This is a genomic window from Longimicrobium sp., assembly GCF_036554565.1.
Lineage (GTDB): Bacteria > Gemmatimonadota > Gemmatimonadetes > Longimicrobiales > Longimicrobiaceae > Longimicrobium.
Window position 1 is genome coordinate 1 of the sequence record NZ_DATBNB010000602.1, and the last position, 1,852, is coordinate 1,852.

Sequence of the window (1,852 nt, forward strand, 5' to 3'; positions counted from 1 at the left end):
CTGGGCGTCACCGCGCGCTCGAAGATCCGCACCACCTCGCCACCGTCCTCGGCGGGGACGGGGAGCGCCACCTGCTTGAGCACGATCCCGTCGCGGCGCTCGCGCTGGCGCCAGGTGGAGATGGTGTGCGGGTAGTCGTGGGTGGACGTGACCACCTCGTCGCCGGGGCGCAGGTCGAAGCCCATCTGGCAGATCTGCAGCCCCTCGGTGGCGTTGCGGGTGATGGCGATCTCCTCGGCGTCGCAGCCGAACATCCGCGCCAGCCCCACGCGGACGGTTTCGCGCAGCGGCTCCAGCACCCGCCACATGGTGTGCACCGGTGCCTCGTTGCTGAAGTCCAGGTGCCGCTTCATCGCGTCCTGCACCAGCGCCGGCGAGGGGCTGACGCCCGCGTTGTTCAGGTTGATGATGGCGCGGTTGACGGTGAACGCCTGCTGCACCGGCGCCCAGAAGCGCTCGTCGCGGGCGATCTCCTCCGGCGTGCCGGAAAAGCGCGCCAGCGCTTCGCCGATCTCACGGAGCTGGCCGGAGCCGCCCTGCGCCAGCCATGCGGCCGGCGCCGCGCGTGCGGCGGTGGAAAGGAAGTCGCGGCGGGAGACCATGGCGTCGTTCGAGCGGGGTGCAAGGGAGGCCACGGCTGAACATCGTCCACGTGATTCGCCGGCGCCAGAGCGACGCGCCTGCATCAGCCTCAGCCTTCGACACCACCGCCGCCGCGCCTCACGAGACCGCGCCTGTCATCCCGACGGAGCGGCCACGAGGAATCCAGCCCCCGCACGATGGACGGCAGCGACCGAGGGATCCGCCACACAGCCAGAGCTCGCGCAGAAACTCCGGACGTACCGATCCCGTTGCTTCCGGCAGAACCGCGAGCCGCGTGGAACCAGCCGGAGAATCAACCGGTAGACAGCGGTGGTGCCTCTCGCGGAGTATGTGGCGGATCCCTCAGTCGCTGCGGAGCGCGGTGGGATTGCAGGTTCTCCGTGGCCGCTCCATCGGGATGACACCGCGCGTCGGTTCGGCGTGGACGCGTAAGCTTTTCGCGTCGATAAAGCGTCATAAAATTGGGAGTGGCTGCCGCGGTCCCATGTCGTGGGTTGCGCGCCCGGCCGTCTGCTGCGATCCTGTGCCGCCAGCAAGTATCATTTTTCAGAAAGCCCATGGCTCTGCTACGACCCTCCCAGCCGGCACACGAAAACGGACGCGCGATTTCCCGGGTTCCGCTCCGCGACCAGGTGCATCACGCGATCATCGAACGCATTCTGCGCGACGAGCTGAAGCCCTCGGCGCGGATCAGCGACACGGCGCTGGCCCGTGAGCTGGACGTGAGCCGCACGCCCATCCGCGAGGCGCTGCTAAGGCTGGAGCGCGAGGGGTTCCTGATGGCCGACGTGGGCCGCGGCTTCTTCGTGAAGCCGCTGTCGCAGCGTGAGGTGCGCGAGGTGTACCCCGTGCTGTGGACGCTGGAGGTGCTTGCCCTGCGCACGGCCGCGCCGCTGACGGAGGAGCGCCGCGCGGCGCTGGCCGAGATCAACGCCGAGCTGGAGGGCGAGGACGACCCGGAACGCCGCATCGACCTGGATGCGCGATGGCACCGCACGCTCCTGGAAAGCTGCGGCAACGAGTACCTGCTGGGCACCATCGACGCCATGAAGCGGGTGATCCGCCGCTACGAGTACGCGTACATGCTGAACGCGGGCTTCATTCCCGTATCCACCCGCACGCACGAGCAGATCGTCGCCCACGTGGTGGCGGGAGAGATCGAACCCGCGGTGCCGCTGCTGGAAAGCAACTGGCGGTTCTCGATGGAAAGCCTGCTCGACTGGCTTCCCGAAGGCGAGTGAGCGGAATG

2 protein-coding genes are annotated in these 1,852 nt (G+C 68.5%); one reads left to right on the plus strand and one right to left on the minus strand.

What is annotated here, in order from left to right:
• Nucleotides 1-602 (minus strand): aminotransferase class V-fold PLP-dependent enzyme (locus tag VIB55_RS16540; protein ID WP_331877772.1); only part of this gene is annotated, 602 nt, incomplete at its 3' end.
• A gap of 633 nt (nucleotides 603-1,235) precedes the next feature.
• Here VIB55_RS16540 and VIB55_RS16545 point away from each other — a divergent pair.
• Entirely contained in the window at nucleotides 1,236-1,844 is a 609-nt protein-coding gene (locus tag VIB55_RS16545) for a GntR family transcriptional regulator (protein ID WP_331877773.1), read from the plus strand.
• The last annotated feature ends 8 nt before the right edge of the window (nucleotides 1,845-1,852 follow it).